Source organism: Paenibacillus abyssi (assembly GCF_014640295.1).
GTDB lineage: Bacteria > Bacillota > Bacilli > Paenibacillales > Paenibacillaceae > Paenibacillus_D > Paenibacillus_D abyssi.
In genome coordinates, this window is sequence record NZ_BMGR01000004.1 from 69,179 (window position 1) to 84,101 (window position 14,923).

Annotated in this window: 10 protein-coding genes; all 10 read right to left on the reverse strand. The window is 49.4% G+C overall.

Annotation, left to right across the window (positions count from 1 at the left end; genetic code table 11):
* Positions 1-114: 114 nt before the first annotated feature.
* Positions 115-1,110 carry a LacI family DNA-binding transcriptional regulator gene (locus IEW11_RS07035; RefSeq protein WP_188530356.1) on the reverse strand — a complete coding sequence of 332 codons (996 nt, stop codon included), beginning with the start codon at positions 1,108-1,110 and terminating at the stop codon, positions 115-117.
* Positions 1,111-1,215: 105 nt separating this feature from the next.
* Positions 1,216-2,541 (reverse strand): glucoamylase family protein, encoded by a 1,326-nt coding sequence (locus tag IEW11_RS07040; RefSeq protein WP_229725000.1) that lies wholly within the window; start codon positions 2,539-2,541, stop codon positions 1,216-1,218.
* Positions 2,542-2,559: 18 nt separating this feature from the next.
* Positions 2,560-3,627, reverse strand: a complete 1,068-nt coding sequence (locus IEW11_RS07045; protein ID WP_188530357.1) for a Gfo/Idh/MocA family protein — start codon at positions 3,625-3,627, stop codon at positions 2,560-2,562.
* Positions 3,628-3,677: 50 nt separating this feature from the next.
* Positions 3,678-4,664 carry a carbohydrate ABC transporter permease gene (locus IEW11_RS07050; protein WP_229725001.1) on the reverse strand — a complete coding sequence of 329 codons (987 nt, stop codon included), beginning with the start codon at positions 4,662-4,664 and terminating at the stop codon, positions 3,678-3,680.
* A gap of 5 nt (positions 4,665-4,669) precedes the next feature.
* Positions 4,670-5,551: a carbohydrate ABC transporter permease gene (locus IEW11_RS07055; protein WP_229725002.1), complete on the reverse strand. Its 882-nt coding sequence runs from the start codon at positions 5,549-5,551 to the stop codon at positions 4,670-4,672.
* Position 5,552: 1 nt separating this feature from the next.
* The gene (locus IEW11_RS07060; RefSeq protein ID WP_188530359.1) at positions 5,553-7,859 is read right to left on the reverse strand and encodes a DUF5696 domain-containing protein; all 2,307 of its coding nucleotides are present in this window, start codon (positions 7,857-7,859) and stop codon (positions 5,553-5,555) included.
* Positions 7,846-9,912 (reverse strand): YIP1 family protein, encoded by a 2,067-nt coding sequence (locus tag IEW11_RS07065; RefSeq protein WP_188530360.1) that lies wholly within the window; start codon positions 9,910-9,912, stop codon positions 7,846-7,848. The genes IEW11_RS07060 and IEW11_RS07065 overlap by 14 nt, the downstream gene beginning before the upstream one ends.
* A 14-nt stretch (positions 9,913-9,926) precedes the next feature.
* Positions 9,927-10,802, reverse strand: coding sequence for a carbohydrate ABC transporter permease (locus IEW11_RS07070; protein ID WP_188530361.1), 876 nt, complete (start codon positions 10,800-10,802; stop codon positions 9,927-9,929).
* 26 nt (positions 10,803-10,828) lie between these two features.
* Positions 10,829-11,710, reverse strand: coding sequence for a carbohydrate ABC transporter permease (locus IEW11_RS07075; protein ID WP_373289312.1), 882 nt, complete (start codon positions 11,708-11,710; stop codon positions 10,829-10,831).
* A 20-nt stretch (positions 11,711-11,730) separates the two neighbouring features.
* Complete coding sequence (locus IEW11_RS07080) at positions 11,731-14,790, reverse strand: extracellular solute-binding protein (RefSeq protein ID WP_188530362.1); 3,060 nt, start codon at positions 14,788-14,790, stop codon at positions 11,731-11,733.
* Between the last annotated feature and the right edge of the window lie 133 nt (positions 14,791-14,923).

A 14,923-nucleotide genomic window follows, 5' to 3' on the forward strand; every position in this document is an offset into this window, starting at 1 on the left:
ACAGTTGAAAAAATAGAACCAAAGGAATGAAGGGGAACCGGACCAGCCAACACATCGTCCATCTGTGCTCCATGGACATTGCGGACGAATCCGGCAGCCTGTACTTCGGCTCGCTTACTCCTTCCTTTTTTGGACCGAATCGCGCAGCACAAGCTGCGTGGAAAACTTGTAGTAATCCTGTGTATCTTGACCTTCAAGAATCTGGAAGATCAAATGCGCAGCCAAAGCGCCGCGTTCGTATTTGGGCTGCATCACGGTTGTGAGTGCCGGACGAACGTATTGCGCCAGCTCAATATCGTCAAATCCAATGATCGAAACATCGGACGGAATCTCAATGCCATACTCCTTGAACGCTTTGATGCCTCCAATGGCCATCTCATCGTTCGCATACATAATGGCGGTCGGCAGATTTCCTTGAGCAATCAGCATCTTGGTCATGCTGTAACCGTTATCCTGGTTAAACAGCCCGAACTGATGCAGCCGGCTTTTGCCGTCCAACCCGTGCTTGCGCAGCGCACTCTCATAACCGCGCACCCGCTGGACATGCAGGCTGCCGATCGAGTTGCCGCTTATAAACGCAATATCCCGATGCCCCTGCTCAATTAAATATTCCGCCGCCATATGGCAGCCCTCTTCATTATCCACTTCAATACTCACGACAAAATCACTGTCTACCTTCCGGTCCAACAAAATGATCGGGAATTCCTTCCTTGCCGATTGAATAATAATATCTTCATCGATATTGTGTGACAAAACAATGGCACCGTCGACCCGTTTCTCCGTCAAAAATTTGACCGCTGTGGAGGTTTCCTCCCCAACTGAGCTGCATGCAAGCAAATCGTAGCCCTTGGACAGTGTGACCTCCTGAATGCCTTTCACCAATTCTGCATAATGAGGGCCGGCCAAATCGGTGACGATGATTGCGATCGTACGTGTGCTGTTTTTTTTCAAGTCGGATGCCAGGCCATTTTTTTGATAGTTCAGCTGACGAGCTGCGTCCATGATCTTTTGTTTCGTTTTTTTGCTTACCTTGGCATGGTTATTCAAGGCGTAGGAAACTGTCGATATTGATACGCCCGCCATTTTCGCGACATCTTTGATCGTAGCCATGGTTGTCTCCTCATCTTAAAACTAGTAGCTTTCCGGGATTTTTAAACTATACATTCTTCATAACGGACTCGTAAACCTTCTTTCTGCATACGAAGTGAGTCTATTCTATGATGACGAAACCTGTTTCTCCGACATCCCGACGATGTCCAATCCCTTTTTCACATATTCATTTTTCATAAACCATTTCCAGACAAACCCGGTCCGGTAATTTTCAATCATCAACAGTGTGATGCCCTTGTCAATTCCGATCACATCGCTGCCATACCAGGCCGGCGACACGGCAGTATTATAAGCATCCTTTAATCCATACGCTCCGATCAAATCAGGGAAGGTGTAAAAATGCTTCAACGCCGCAATCGATTCCTCCGGAGTAAATACGATGGAACCGAGTGCCCCGGCCGGCGTCAATGTGCCGTCTACGAAATGCGCATCATTGCTGTAGCCCGACGGCGCTGACCCATACTTCCCTTCATAACCGTGCGGACCGTCCGATGCGGTGAGCCCCCATGCATCCGAACCGAATGTGCTGAACGCCTCGGATTGATCGATGGCAAACAGTCGCGCTGCTATAGATGCGTTCACTGAATTTTCCCACCAATCGATGCCCTGTTCATCGGTTTTATCCCGCAGGTCAAACCATGCATGCGAGAATTGATACGTAAAGATTGATCCGAACCAGGAATGGATGAACGGCTCGCTCTCTTTGTATGATCCGGTGTGACGAATGAAGCTGTAGAACATGTCTTCATCGAGCGGATGAGCAGGAGAGCCTGCAGCCAAATAATAAAGCATCAACTGTTCCGCATAAAAATCCCAGTGGCCCTTAAAGCCTTCTTCCGGATGATATCCCATATAGAATAGATTGCGCTGCGGGTCGCGATACCAGTTCCAATCCACTCTGCTGTAGATCTGCTCTGCAAGCTCCTTTACTTCCCCGCCGAAATATTCACCTGCGGTTATGGCGCCGTTAATTGCGATCGCTGTGTCTATAATCGATACCTCACTGTTGCCGGCTCTTGTCGCATCGTTCATATTCAAAAAGTGATAGAAGAAACCATTGATCTGCTCGGCATGATTCCACAGCGTATTCAATGTGCCAAGCGCACGCTCTCGTGCTTCTTCCCGCGAGATCCACTCCCGCTCCGCGCCGATCGCAAGAGCGGTTAGGCCGAAGCCTACCGATGCGACACTGCTCAGATTCGGATTGCCCGGCGCGCGGTCCCGGATCAGACCGTAGCCCTTGCTCGCAGGATCTGTATTGGCTTCCTTCCAGAAGAAATCGAAGCTCTTGCGGCTCTCCTCCTCCAGCAGCGGCTCGTCAATGATTTTCTCCTGATCGGATGAGACCGAGTTGCCGCACCCGGCAAGCACCATATGCAATGCGAGCACCAGTAACAGCAGTCCGGGCGTCAGACGCGTTCTATTGCTCATTCCACCGCTCTCCCTTTTCTATAACCGCACTTCATGTCCTGTCCGTGCTGACTCATAGATGGCGGATAAAATTTTAATCATGTCTACCCCTTGCTGCGGTGTAAAGATCGGCTGTTTACGGCCTTGTACAACATCAATGAAATGATTGATATTGTTCGCGTGATCGCCGACATGGTGGTTGTGAATTTCCGGATTCACATTCCACATCTTACCCTCCACTTCCGTAATGAGCTTTAGCTGCCCATTATTGAAGCTGGCCCCTGACTTTGTTCCGCGAAGCTCATAGAAGGTGACTTCCTCCTCGACATTGGAGGCCCAGCTGAATTCAATCTGCAGGCTGGCCCCGTTTTCAAACCGGATAAAGCCGGAAGCCAGATCCTCCACGTCAAATATGCCTTCCTCCTGCTTCTCTCCGAATTTGCTATGCTCCGAGTCTGAAACCTCGGTCTCAGCAAACTTTGTATAGGCTGCGCCCACAACCGATACCGGACGCGGATTGCCCATCAGCCACACCGCCAGATCAATAAAGTGCACGCCCAGATCAATCAGCGGACCTCCCCCGGACAGTTCCTTGGTTGTGAACCATCCGCCCTTGCCCGGAATCCCGCGGCGGCGCAGCCAGCCGCAGCGTCCGGTATAAATCTCGCCCATATGGCCTTGGTCCACATACTGCTTCATATATTGAGCCGCTGCACTGAATCGGTTGTTTCGCATGACGATCAGTGTTTTGCCTGTTTTCTCGGCTGTCTCCGCCATCTTTTCCGCTTCTTCGGGATTGACCGCATCCGGCTTTTCACACAGCACATGCTTTCCAGCTTCCAAGGCTGCTACGGTATAGGTCGAGTGGTATACATTCGGCGTACAAATATCTACAATATCGATCTCTTCATGGGCCAGCAGATCGCGGTAATCAGTATAGACATGCGGAATGTTAAACAGCTTGGCCACTTCCTCCGCCCGCTCCCGATTTACGTCACATACAGCTGTAAATTCCACTTCTTTATGCTCTGCCCAGGCGGGCGCATGAACATATCTGAAAATCCCTCCCGCACCGATAATACCCAGCTTCAACTTTTGTTCGCTCATTGTTTTTCGTCTCCTCTGATGTTGGATTGAACTTCTGATGTTGTACGCTTTTATTCGCCTGTAATCCCTGTCTTGTCGATGACTTCGACAAACCACCGCTGCGCAAACAGATACAGCGTCAACAGCGGCAAAATAATCAGCATTGTACCGGCAAGTTTAATCGACTCATTAATGTTTACTGCATCCATCCCGACATTGCTGGAAGAATACGTCTGTGAATAAGCCAGATCAAAGGATTGCAGCTTCAAAGGAAGGGTCCGCATGCTTTCTCCCAAATAAAGCGAGGTCGTATACGTCTCATTCCAATGCCATACAAGCGAGAACAGAAATACGACGACGATGGCCGGTACCGAAATCGGCAAAATGATGCGGAAAAAGGTCTTGAATGCGCCCGCTCCATCGATCTGCGCCGATTCCTCCAGCGCTTTGGGAACCGTTTTGAAAAATTGCAAGTAGATCAGTATGAATAACGCGCTCTTGATTCCGCCGGCAAACAGGGCCGGCACGATAAACGGAAGCGGCGAACCGAGCAAGCCGTATTGCTGAAACAGCAGGAACAGCGGAATCATCACAACCTGCACAGGAATAATGAACGTCAGCAAAATGAGCGCCAGCATGACGTTTTTACCCGGAAATCTAAATCTGGCAAAGCCGTAACCGACCAAGGCGCATGATACGGTCTGGGCGATGGCCGGCAGCACCGAGTTCAACAGCGACGCGCCGAACGCTCTTGGGAAATCCAGCACATGCCATGCCCGGATATAATTATCAAGATGCAGCGATTTCGGCAGCCACAGAACGGTGGGATCCAGCAAATCCTGCAGGCTTTTGAGGCTCTGCGAAATCATATAAAAAATCGGATACAAATATACAAAACCGATGCTGATCAGCAGCGCGTAAACCACTAGCTTAAATACGATGCCGTCATTGCCTTGCCTGCCAAGCAGAAACTTTTTGGATTTGTTCCAGCCGTTTTCAAATGTCTTTTTATCTGCAGCCTTGGCCGCTCTCATGATCGATGCGATGCCCTGCTTCATCCTGTTCACCTCCCGGCCTTTCTTGGGTTATAGTCTTCGTTTCTGCTGAAGATGAGGACGACGAGCAGCAGGATGACAAAAATGATTGCAAAGTAAATCCATGCCAGCGCGGTCGCATAACCGAAGCCTGTATTGAGCTTGAACATATGCTCTTTAATAAGCCCGATCACCCCGTTTAAGGCATTCGTAAACAGGTCGACCGTCGTATAGACGATATTGACCAGAATGAACGGCTTGATGCTTGGCAGCGTAATTTTCCAAAAGATCTCCCATGGCGAAGCGCCGTCGATAGAAGCCGCCTCATAGATTTGGCTGTTCACCTTCTGAAGGCCGGCCAGGAAGATGAGGATCTGCACGCCCGAATACCATAAAATAATGATCAGTTGTTGAATGACCGTTATAATCGGCTCCGACCAGGTCGAACTAAAATTCGCCTCCAAAAATTGGACGATGCCGTAGCGCTCCACGATCGGAATGGACGTCGCCCCTTGCGAGAATAATTCCTTGACGACCTCACCGCTTGTAATGACAACCGGCAAAAAGAAGATTCCCCTGAACAAGCCTTTAAAACGGATCGGCTGATTGATCAACAGCGCGACAAGCATTGAGAAGATGACCACGATCGGAATTATGAACACAACCTGTTGAATGAACACAACCAGCTCTTCCACATACTGCGGATCGGATAAAAACGCGTATTTAAAATTATCCCAAGCGACAAACGTCGTGTTAATTCCTTCTGAGGTGATTAATACGCGATTAAAGCTCATGTTCAGTGAGAAATAAATCGGATATGCCATAAACAACAAAAATCCGATGATCCAGGGGAGGACGAACAAATAACCCGTAAACATCTCTCTTCTTTTTCTGATCAGCCTCAGCAGCAATTTATTCACCTCCCGCCAGAATGAAATCCATCTGTGGAATCGTCCGGTTCTCATACTGAACGTCTTTCGCCCTGTAATTCACGATAATTTTGATGCCATTCGAGTAGACGATCTCAACGACGCCCCAATCCAGCATGTTGCGTTGTTCGATAGTCGCGTCCTGTACCTGCCGCAGGGCTGCATTCATCTTCTCGTACGTAGCGGCGATCTCATCCTTCCAATCCATAAAGTACGAGGTAAACATGCTGTTGGAGAGCGTATATTTCAGCTTCCACGACGGCTCACCGGTTACTTTAAAGGACGGATAAGCGCCGTACTCCACCATTCGCAGCAAATATTCCTGCGGATTCGCATTATAATTGGCAGCCGGTGCGAAGTAATCGACATAGCCGTGCAGCGCAATTTGCAGAAACGGCACTGTATCAGTCGTGAACATATACTGCGACGAGTACATCGGCATCTCAAACATTTGCGATGAATATTTCCATAAATAGTCATTTGGCGAATAAAAGCCGATGTTGTTCATCTCACCCTGCAGCGTTCCGGCCAGCTTCTCGTATTCATTCGCCGCCTGCTGTCTTGACATGGGGTTATCCGGATGATGATCCGACAGCAGCAGCCAGCCGGTCTTGCCGATGGCTACAGAATCAATGCCCATGCGGCCGAACCGCTGCGCATCGCTCTTGGCGATATCCGCGGCAACCTTCGGATTCATAAAGTACACGGTCAGATCACTGTTGCTTTCCTGGTCGAACCATAAATAATAGGTTTCCTTCAGCACCTCATTGCTGACACTGCGGATACCGTCCGCATTCGGCAGAAAGCCGTTGTTGTTTCCGTACGCATTGGTATAGTCGTTATAGAGAAATAACGTAACGCCTTTGTCCGCCAAGTTCTTTTTCAGCCGGGCCAGCCCTTTGTCACCGCCCAATTCCTTCCCTGCCGGAAATTTGTCCGGGTTATTCCCGTTCAGGCCGCCGTCTCCCCAGCCGGTATATACAACGGAAAGGTTCTCGACCCCATGCTCCATCAGCTCATTTACCATTCCCTCCGCTTCGTCAAAGCTCGTCATTTTGACGATCCGATTGCCGATAATCCCCGGCTCTTTTTCCGAGCCGAGCACTTCGAGGCTGAGCGGAATGTTTTCTTGCGAACCGTTCTTTGGCGCAAGGACGCCTTGTCCATTCAAATAACGGCGGTACGTTTTAGCCATTCCCACGTAATCAGCGTCTTGTCCGTGCTGGAAGATGTAGCGCACTTGACGGTCCTCATGCGTGCGCCCCGCCTGGTACGTATTAAAGCCGCCCATGTTTTTGCTTGTTGGCTGAAAGTACGACTGGCGCATTATAAACCTCGGCGACACCCAATAAAACCCAGTATTGACACCGCTCGGATACGCATTGATCCGGGACGTGTATTTTCCATCCTCGACGATGCCGAGGAAGCTGTTCTGTTTCACACCGTGCGTCATGCCGAATACCGGCATCAGGATCGGCTGTTCGTTGATGCTCCACAGATCCGAGTATTCTAACGCATGATCCATGCCGTACACTCTTCCGTCATAAGCTTGATCATACCTCGGATGGTTATCCTGGAAACGGATCAGAGCTCCGCTTCCGTCCGGAATGAACATATAGCCCGGAATCTCGCCGTTCCTCACTGCCCCCAGAAAGGGAAGCGGTTGAATGGAAGCTATTTTTGCGCTGCCATCCTCCACAATATCCTTGTCGGCAATCTTTACAACAAGCGCGTCACCCTCCAGTTTTACTTCCATAGAGAACGTTATACCGATGGATTCCATGGCGTAAGCCGCCTTCACTCCGCCCGGAACCTGTTCGATCCTCTTCGCCGCCGCTTTGAGGGAAGTATAACTGCCTCTTTTCAACATCGCGTTCTCATCGAAATATTCGAGCAGAAAAGGCGATCGGACCGCAGCGTCCCACTCCTCATTCAGATGCTCCTCTTGCATCGACTTTTCCTCCGGTACGGAGCTCCATACATACCCGCTCTGCCGGTTTTTAATCATGAAGCTCTGCAAGCTGTCCTTCACGTACAATTCCAAGCTATCGCTTTGCGCTGCAAGCTCATAACTGTCCGGTATTTCACGAACTTCAATATCGCTGCCGGCATGTTGTTCAGGTGAAGTATAGCTGTTGATTTTATACTCAATCGCACGGTCTTCCTTATTGCCGGGCAATCGGTCAGTTACGCGGGAGGGCTGTTCTTCCCCGGTCGCCCATGACACAATGCCGAAAAAAAGCAGGGCCGCAATACAGATATAACCGACCGACTTTTTAATAATCGACACGATACTTCACCTCTTGGAAGATAGAATAGATAAAGTCTGTGACCTGGTTGGATAGTCCAAAAAGGATGAAGGCCAGCAAGGCCATAATCAGCATACCCATGATCGTCAGGAAAATGTTTTTAACGGTTTGGCCGATTTCATACCCGTGAATTTCCTTCACCATCATGAAGAAGAGAAATACGGAGTAAATGATGATGGCAGCGGACGCAAAATCGTACACCACAACCTCAAGCTGTGTTAAGCCCTGCGACATGACAGCCACCGGTCCGGCAAAGATGATGTAAGGGCTTAAAGCATACACAGAGCCTTTGTAGATGTCCTTGAATTTGCCTTCTCCATCGTTAATGGTGCTGACCAGATAGTTCGATATCACCCATGCAAAGAATGGAATATAAACTTTCAAAAACTCGGTAAACAGGTTAATCTTCTTTACGTCCCAATCCGCGAACAGAAAGTTCGTCTGATAGATTTCAAACACTCTGACGACAAACAGCAGCAGAAGCAGGATCGTTGCCGATAAAACGGATGATTTCCCTTCCGCCTCCAGCTCATAGTATCCGTCCACCGGATGCCTCATTAAACGGAACGGATGCAATAGCTGGGCCACGAGCGTCCGCTGCCTGAACCATTTCCAGCCGTCAACCGCCTGGCGCGCGAACCCGTATTTGCGATACAGCTTTCTCATGGCGGTAATGACAGCAAGCAGCAGGATGATGCCAATCATGAAGGATGAAGCATTCTCCATCAGCCATACCCGGCGGATTTCCCAATACGCGTTCGAATACTCCTCTTTATTGCCCGCTACGCTGAATTCCTCAAGCGCAAGCTCATAATTCCCCAGCTTCATGGCGGCCATTCCCAATCCGGTATGAGCCAGGTCGAACATGCTGTTCAGTCTTAGCACATCTATCCACGGCCCTTCGCTCTGGGCGTATTTGCCGTCCATGTAATGAAAGATCGCTTCATGCACGATCGTTGTGAATTCGGTTGGCTTCAAGATTTGAATATTGTTTCTTTGCTTATCCACGACGAACAATCGTCCGTCCGAGCTGACCGCAATCCCGCTGGGCGACTTGAACAGCCCCAGGCGCTGGCTCCCCTCATCCGTACCTCCGAATACAAACAGCATATTGCCGTCCCGGTCATATTCGATGATCCGTCCTCTGAAGGAATCCACCACATAAATATTTCCCATCGCATCCACGGTAACATCGGCAATATCGGGATACGACCATAGACCCGGCAGCAAGTTCTTGCCCGCCACATTCAGTTTTTTGATGCTGTCATTTCTTGTGCCGATGGTGCTTGTATATACCAGCCCTTCGCTGTCGATTGCGACATTTGTCGCGGAAGGCGGAAGCTGCTTCATCAGTTGATCCAATTGAGTCTGCGTGTAGAAGGTCCGCTGCAGCAGCCGTTTCAGGCTGAATCCGGTTTTATTCCCCCCGAAGTAACCAAGAAATTCACCCTCCTGGCTGATCTGGATTAACCCGTGGATCGTCCCTTCACCGACAATGAACAGGTTTTTTCGTTTATCGGCAATGACCTTTGTCGGTTTGAATGGATTGTTCTCTCCGAAGAGATGAGAATCCGGCTTTCCGAATTCCCGTAATAACGATCCGTCTTTGTTGAACATATATACTGTTTCATTACCGTAATCGGCAGCATACACCGTACCTTCCTCATCGACAAATACCCCCGTCGGCTTGGACAGCACTTCCTGCCCGATCGACCGCAAATAATTTCCCCACGCGTCAAAAACGACGATTCTTCCATTTCCGGTATCCGCCACATAGACATGATCCTGGCTGTCTATGAACAGATCTTCCGGACGGGACAACGGGACACTGCTTTCCTCTCCGGTTCCCGCATCCTTCTCGATAATATCGAAGCCGTCGACTACACCTGTAGGCAGGTAGGCACTTTGGGTGAGGATCGGCTCGCCCTCATGGTTGACTGTAAATGTTATATATGGAGCATTGGCGAATGCCGCTGATGGCTGCAGCAGCAGCATGATCAAAACAATGAACAGAATGGATTTGAATTTTACCATGCTTATCCCCCTCGTTATTTCAGCCCCGAATGCGCCATGGTATCAATCACTCTGCTCTGCATGAAAATAAAAATAATCAGGTTAGGCACGAACATGATCAAAGCTGCGGCAGCGGCAATACCTTGACCGGCTACTCGGTTTTCCAGATTGCCTGTGAGTGTGGTCATGTAAAAAGCAAACGTTCTGAGCGTTTCGTTATTCATGTAAATTTCGGATGTTTCCGTGTTGTTCCACGCCATCTGGAAAGCCAGAATCGCAACCGTTGCCATCGCAGGCATAATGACAGGGATAATGATCTTTCTGAAGATCATGAAATTCGTAGCGCCATCGATCGATGCCGACTGAATCAATTCATTAGGTATTTGATCCACGAATTGTTTAATCAGAAACAACCCTACCGGCATCGCCAGGATCGGAATGATGTGTCCAAGCAGATTATCCGTCAAACCCAGCGTATCGACGATAAAATATCGCGGGATCGCAATAGCGGCCGGAACGAACATCAAGGCAATAACATTGGCTTCAAAGATGAGCTTTTTACTCTTGAACTGCAGCTTGGACAGTGCAAAACCTGCCATGGCGCTGATCGTAATGCTGAGAAAAACGACACATCCGGTCACCACGACGCTGTTAAAGAGAAACCGGGTCATCGGGATAACGGTGACGCTCGTAACGTTAAACAGATCGAGAAAGTTTTTTAACGTCGGATTTTCCACAAAAAACCTCGGCGGATACAAGAACAGCTCATTAATTGGCTTCAACGCCTGCGAAAACATGAATACGATCGGCAGCAGCATAAATGCGGATAAAGCGATCAAGAACAGATAGTACTTGAGTTGGCTTCGATGTATTCTTGTCGGATTAATTTTATTTCCATGAAATGAATTCATTTCGTACCTTCTCCTTCTGGGTCCCTTTAGTCCTTCTCTGCGAATAGTCTCCAGCAGATCTTGGAAAGACCGTATACAATGATAAGCAGCACGACGGAAACCGCTGACGCATAACCCATATCGTATCGGATAAAGCCGTAATCCTGGATGTGATTAATGATAACCTGGCCCGAATATTGCGGCGTCGGATTGGCTCCCGACAGCTGGACTCCGATATCGCCCGCCTGGAATGTGCCTACAACCGCCATAACCGCACCGAACAGCATCTGAGGCTTCATCGAAGGTATCGTAATGTACCATACCTCCTGCAGCCTGTTCTTAATGCCGTCGATATAACCGGCTTCATACTGCTCTTGGTTAATATTCAATATGCCAGCAAGCATCGCCAGAAAGCCTACCCCCATGCTGTTCCACAGCGTAACCGCAATCATGATATACATCAGGTAATGCGGCGACTGCGTCCATTGAATCGGTTCGTTGATTACGCCAAGGCTTAACAGAAAGCTGTTCAGGTAACCTGCGGCATCACCGCTGAACACAACGAGCCAGACGACCGCCATCGCTACCGCTGCCGTCATGGAAGGCGAGTAAATGATTAATGTCAGCACCGACCTTGAACGTTTCGGTATTTGAGCGAGCAGCCAGGCCAGCCAAAACGATAAAATATATCCACCCGGTCCGACGATCAATGAAAACTTGAAGGTATTGGGAAGCACATACATCATGAATACATTATCCTGAGTCAACAGATTCACATAGTTTTTCAAGCCGATGAATTCAGGGGCCTGAACGGTGTTAAAGTACGTAAACGACAGATAGATGGCCACAATAACAGGAATAACGATAAATAGTGTGAAGGTCAGCACGAACGGCCATACGAAAAACAGGGCCTCCAGCTCTCTGCGCATGTTTTTGCTCATTGTCATTTTCACTCGGTATCACCTCTTGCCCCTTTGACATCCTCAATCGTCGGCACTTTCAGCTTCTTGACCCCTTTGCCGTCCTGAACATAACCGAACTCCTCAAGCTTTTTCATGATTTCCCGGTTAGCCAGCACCACAGCGTCCTCGATCGCTTTTCTCGGGTTCTCGCCGTCGAACACGACCTTGTTCCATGCATTGCTAAGCTCCCTGTCCAGCATATAGTCGCCCGGGATATGTGGAATGTCCTTGAGCCATTTCCATTGCTCCAATATGATCTTTAGATCCTCCTCCGGCCATGGCAGCTCGCTGAACGCTTCAAGGTTTGCGCTGTTCCAGCGATATGTCGGCCCGTAGATCGTTTCGACCAGATTGCCGAATTCAGCCTGGACCTCTTTAGAAGTCCACCATTTAACAAACTCCCACGCCTGCTGCTGTTTATCGCTGTCCTTAAACACGATGACGCCCTGTCCGGTACCCGGCGCCCAGCGGGTGATCTCGCCTTTGTCGTTGGCTATGCCGGGATATGGCGCGATTGCCCACGAGCCGCTTAGCTCCGGGGCGGCTGTCGTCAATTCCACATACGTATTGTAGTTCGATATGCCGATCGGTAAATGACCGTCCCTGAAATGATTGTAGAAATTCGGGATTTGCAGCGGCATATTGTAAACCGTGAAAATGTTCGTCATCAATTTGAAACCTTCGAGCGCTTCATCGCTGTCCACCGCCGTTCTCGTGCCATCCTCTGCGAACAGCTCCCCACCCTGCTGATAAAAGAACGGTGTCGTCAGGTTGAATGATTTCATGGCGCCCGCTTCTGCGAGCGGAACATAAAAATTCATGCCGTAGCGCTGCAGGCTCGGCAGCGTTGCCAATACATCGTCCCACGTCTGCGGAACATCCAAGTTCAGCGCATCCAAGATGTCTTTGCGGTAATAAAGCACCCAGAAATTTTGCGTCTCCGGCAGTGCATAAACTCCGCCGTCAAACATGAACGGCAGCATGGCTCCCGGCGCAAAGCGGTCAACGACTTGCCCGTAATCCTCGAATTGGCTAAGATCGGAGAGCGCTCCCCTTAATGCAAACTCATAAGGAAATTTCTCGCTTACTCCCAGCGCCGCATCAGGCGATTTGCCGGATGCGTTGGCCAAAATGAGCTTTTGCTCGTTCGGCATGAGCGACAAGGAAACCTTGATTCCCGTCTTGGCCGTAAACTCCTGATTCGCCATTTGCTGCATCAGCATCACATATTGGCGGGGGCGATTAACCCAGATTTGCAGTGAATCCTCATCCGCAGGGCTAATTCGCGTGTAATCTGTCGTAAATGATGTAAAGAAATGACTGGACATGGCTGATACTTTTTGCCACCAGCCCGCCTTGGCCTTCGGCAGCTTTTTGTTGTTATACACATAAAATTTATCGATCTGGATCGGCTGCTGCGGCATCGTTAACAGCATATCCCCGAGCTTTTGTGTTACGGAGCCCGAGCCTTGCGAGATTTGATCGAACCTTACGGGAATCGTCGACGGGTTATCAGCCAACCTCTCCAACTGCTCCGCCCCGATTAGAAGGTTTCTTGCTTCATCCGGATTGCGGCCGCTTAGTTCGCGCAGATATTCATACTCCCCGCGCATTTTCCCGGCAATCCCGTTCAACGTATCGGCGATATCCGGCATTTGCTCGGTAATGTCCCAATCCCGGTACACATCCTGCGTATTGCCCGTTGCCATTTTGATCTCAAGATTGAGCACATTAAGCTCTTCCATAACTTCTCTTACCGTTTGAATAACCCGTTGGTACGGGGACGGATCGGCAATCAGCGTCAGCTGATGCGCTCCCTCAGTAAAATAAAATTTGTATGGCTTGCCTTCAGCATCCGAGATCACTTCATTCGCCCAGTCGGACGCGTAGGGGAATGCATAAGCCGATACTTCCTGAAACGGAACCTTTCCGTCGATCAGCAGCTTGCGGAATACAGGCATGTTAATTTTGAAATACTGCGTATATTTGAAAGCCAACTGATAATATCCGGTTTTCTCCACATGGATGTTCCATGTGACGTTTTGTCCGCCATGCTTCCAGCTGTCTCCGCCGAGTGTGTTCAGCGAGATAAGTGAGCCGCGATTAGGCGTTACGTTGGCATCGCCGCTGGCCATCGCTTGAATGTAGGAATCTGACTTCAGGTCAGCTTTCTCCGCCTCGAAGGTATGAATGGCTTCGATCTCTTCTGAAACCGCATTATTGCTTTGCAAGTATACTTCGTAGGCCGGCAGATCCTCCGGCGATTCTACGCTGATCCGTCCAACCAGCATCGCTTCTCTCAAATAATGCAGTTTAATATGGTTGCTGCCTTTCTTCAGGCGGAACTTGAGCGGCTCATTGTTCAGGTAACTTGCATCTGAGATGTGCGTGCTCTGCCACTTCTGTACCTCGACTTGCTTGGAGAAGACCTCATTGCCGAGCTCATCCTGTTGAAATTGCTCAGATTCATTGGTCCAGAGCCGCGGAAATACAATCCTTCTGCTCTCGAAATACGGATATTCATTATTAATTTGAATGCCTCTTTCGGCTGGCGTAATCTTGCCCGCGAGAGCAAAATAATCTATTTTAATCTGGTAAAGCCCGTCGTTAGGAACATTTACCGTGAAATTGATTTCTGGAGTCAGATCATTCCACAATACAACTTGCTCATCATATCCGTTCGACTGCGATACTGGTATTAATGGGGCTTTCTTGGTGCCCGCATACAATTGGGCAGGATGAATAACCGCTTGAAACGATTGCGAATCGGAAACCCCTTCTTGCTCCCACTGCTGCTTCACTTGCAAATAGTAGTCCTCAGTCACTCTTTGGCCGAGCGCCCGTGCACTTTCATTCGCCTCCGATTTCTGTCCGTTTTGTTCGTTGCTTTGATCGGAATTGCCGGCGTTGTCTTTCTTAAACAAGCTGTCCAGTAAATTCTTCGTGCCACCGTCCGAATTGGCCCAGACATGCTGTGATTGAGAGGTTGTGAAACTTGCCAACAGCATACAAAAGATAAGCAATAATGCCGGCGCTTTACGCTTCATATTTTTTTCTCCTCTTCGAGGTAAATAATCAAAAGCCAATATCAATACAGCGGCGGGGGTCTCCGGTTCCGTCGCGGATACCCCACACCCCTATTTGTTCTCTTCCTCTGAAGAGAGGAGAGAACCATTTTAA

Coding starts and splice junctions, on each gene's coding strand:
- IEW11_RS07080 (WP_188530362.1), bottom strand. CDS start 14,790: ATGAAGCGTAAAGCGCCGGCATTATTGCTTATCTTTTGTATGCTGTTG.
- IEW11_RS07040 (WP_229725000.1), bottom strand. CDS start 2,541: ATGAGCAATAGAACGCGTCTGACGCCCGGACTGCTGTTACTGGTGCTC.
- IEW11_RS07050 (WP_229725001.1), bottom strand. CDS start 4,664: ATGAAGCAGGGCATCGCATCGATCATGAGAGCGGCCAAGGCTGCAGAT.
- IEW11_RS07035 (WP_188530356.1), bottom strand. CDS start 1,110: ATGGCTACGATCAAAGATGTCGCGAAAATGGCGGGCGTATCAATATCG.
- IEW11_RS07045 (WP_188530357.1), bottom strand. CDS start 3,627: ATGAGCGAACAAAAGTTGAAGCTGGGTATTATCGGTGCGGGAGGGATT.
- IEW11_RS07065 (WP_188530360.1), bottom strand. CDS start 9,912: ATGGTAAAATTCAAATCCATTCTGTTCATTGTTTTGATCATGCTGCTG.
- IEW11_RS07075 (WP_373289312.1), bottom strand. CDS start 11,710: ATGCGCAGAGAGCTGGAGGCCCTGTTTTTCGTATGGCCGTTCGTGCTG.
- IEW11_RS07070 (WP_188530361.1), bottom strand. CDS start 10,802: ATGAATTCATTTCATGGAAATAAAATTAATCCGACAAGAATACATCGA.